This is a genomic window from Streptomyces sp. NPDC054786 (genome assembly GCF_053611685.1).
In genome coordinates this window covers 1-2551 of the sequence record NZ_JBSHAW010000103.1, presented here as the reverse complement: position 1 = coordinate 2551, position 2551 = coordinate 1, and the positions used below count along the sequence as shown (strand labels likewise).

At 71.1% G+C, this 2551-nt stretch carries 1 protein-coding gene; it reads right to left on the bottom strand.

Going from position 1 to position 2551, the window contains the following annotated elements; translation table 11 throughout:
- Positions 1–198: 198 nt before the first annotated feature.
- Entirely contained in the window at positions 199–2118 is a 1920-nt protein-coding gene (locus ACWGI6_RS38160; protein ID WP_453271768.1) for an acyl-CoA dehydrogenase family protein, read from the bottom strand.
- Positions 2119–2551 lie beyond the last annotated feature (433 nt).

Below are 2551 nucleotides of genomic sequence, written 5' to 3'. Positions count from 1 at the left end.
GGAGTCGACGCGGAGCGTCGGCGAGTGACGACAACGCGGCGAGCGTGCGTGCCAGACCCCGCGAGCCCGCCATGATCCAAACGACACGCCCTAGGGCAGGTCATACCGATCTTGCGGGCCCCGACTGCTGCGCACCGCACACACCCGGGGCCGGTCCGACGTGCGGACCCGCCCCGGGTGTGTGCAGCCGCGGTCCGCTCAGCGGATGGGCCGCCGGACACTGTCCGTCCCGCTCGGGCCCGGGGTGGCATCCGCGATCCAGGGGCCGTCATCGCTGGGGTCGATCATGCCCTCCTCCAGCCAGGTGTAGCTGCCGTCGAGGACCCCGTCGACGACCTTGCGGTCGAGTTCGTCGGTGTTGGTCCACAGCCGGCCGAACAGCTCCTCGACGCGAATCCGCGCCTGCCGGCAGAACACATCGGCCAGCTGCTGCGCCTCGCGGCCGTGATCGCCGGTCTCGGTCAGGTACTCGGCCCGTACGCAGGCGGCGCTCATCGCGAAGAGTTCGGCGCCGATGTCCACGATCCGGCCGAGGAAGCCCTGTTTGGTCTCCATCCGGCCCTGCCAGCGGGACATCGCGTAGAAGGTGGAGCGGGCGAGCTTGCGTGAGGTCCGCTCGACATAGCGCAGATGACCGGCCAGACGGCCGAACTCCTGGTAGGTACGCGGGAGTTGGCCCGGACCGGCGACGAGCTTGGGCAGCCAGCGGGCGTAGAACCCGCCGGCCTTGGCCGCCGCCCGGCCCTTGTCGGCGAGGGACTTGTCGGGGTCGATGAGGTCACCGGCGACCGACAGATGGGCGTCCACCGCCTCGCGGGCGATCAGCAGATGCATGATCTCCGTGGAGCCCTCGAAGATCCGGTTGATGCGCATATCGCGGAGCATCTGCTCGGCGGGGACGGAGCGTTCGCCGCGGGCGGCGAGCGAGTCGGCGGTCTCGTAGCCGCGGCCGCCGCGGATCTGGACGAGCTCGTCGGCCATCAGCCAGCCCATCTCGGAGCCGTAGAGCTTGGCGAGGGCGGCCTCGATGCGGATGTCGTTGCGGTTCTCGTCGGCCATCTGGGAGGAGAGGTCGACGACGGCTTCGAGGGCGAAGGTGGTGGCGGCGATGAAGGAGATCTTGGCGCCGACGGCCTCGTGCTTGGCGACCGGCCGGCCCCACTGCTCGCGGGCAGCGGACCACTCACGGGCGATCTTCAGGCACCACTTGCCGGAGCCGACGCACATCGCGGGCAGCGAGAGCCGGCCGGTGTTGAGGGTGGTCAGGGCGATCTTCAGGCCGGCACCCTCGGGCCCGATGCGGTTGGCGGCGGGGACCCGTACCTGGTGGAAGCGGGTCACCCCGTTCTCCAGGCCGCGCAGGCCCATGAAGGCGTTGCGGTTCTCGACCGTGATGCCGGGGGAGCCGGCCTCGACGACGAAGGCCGTGATGCCGCCCTTGTGCCCCTCGGAGGCGGGCACTCGCGCCATCACCACCAGCAGATCGGCGACCACCCCGTTGGTGGTCCACAGCTTGACCCCGTCGAGGACGTAGTCGGTGCCGTCCGGGACCGCCGAGGTCGCCAGCCGGGCCGGGTCCGAGCCGACATCGGGCTCGGTCAGCAGGAACGCCGAGATGTCCGTACGGGCACAGCGCGGCAGGAAGGTCTCCTTCTGCTCCTTGGTGCCGAACAGCTTCAGGGGCTGCGGTACGCCGATCGACTGATGCGCGGAGAGCAGCGCGCCGATGGCGGGGCTGGCGGTGCCGACCAGCGCGAGCGCCCGGTTGTAGTAGACCTGGGTGAGCCCCAGGCCGCCGTACTTCGCATCGATCTTCATGCCGAACGCGCCGAGCTCCTTGAGCCCGTTCACGGTCTCGTCCGGGATCTGCCCCTCGCGCTCGATCCGGGCGCCGTCGATCTCCGTCTCGCAGAAGTCGCGCAGCGTGGCGAGGAACTTCTCGCCGCGGCGTACGTCGTCGACCGCGGGGGTCGGGTGCGGATGGATGAGGTCGAGCCGGAAACGCCCCAGGAACAGTTCCTTGGCGAAGCTGGGCTTGCGCCAGTCCTGCTCGCGGGCCGCCTCGGCGACCTGGCGTGCTTCGCGCTCGGAAACGTTGCGGATGGATGGAGCGGTCATCAGGAGCTCACCTCGCCGCGGGATCGGGAGTTCTGCGCCGGCGGGCCGGTCGGCCGCTGGACAGCGCTACTTGTGAGAGTTACCCGATCCGCGCGGGTTGCACCACTGGAGGTAGGGGGAGATGCCGGGCCGGACGGCCACTCCTCGCCAAGGGGGACATACGCCCCGGCACCGGCCCGAGTTGGCCGGCCGCCCTCCGCCCTTCGGGGGGTGCGGCATACCGCGCTGGTTGTACGTACGGCCCCCTCTCCTCCCCCGGGGGAGCGCCGCGGCTCCCCCTCAGACAGGAGGAAGGCGCGGGTCCGTGCCGCTTACCGTCAAGATCCGGCATGACGGGAGAGGTGATGCCGGAAAAGGGGGGACGCGGCGCGCTCCGGAACAGGGTGCCGGAGGGCGGCCCGGGGGGGGGCGGCGGCCGGGGGGGGGGCCGCCC

Excerpts from the sequence above, each read along its gene's own strand:
- ACWGI6_RS38160 (WP_453271768.1), bottom strand. The coding sequence starts at position 2,118 with ATGACCGCTCCATCCATCCGCAACGTTTCCGAGCGCGAAGCACGCCAG.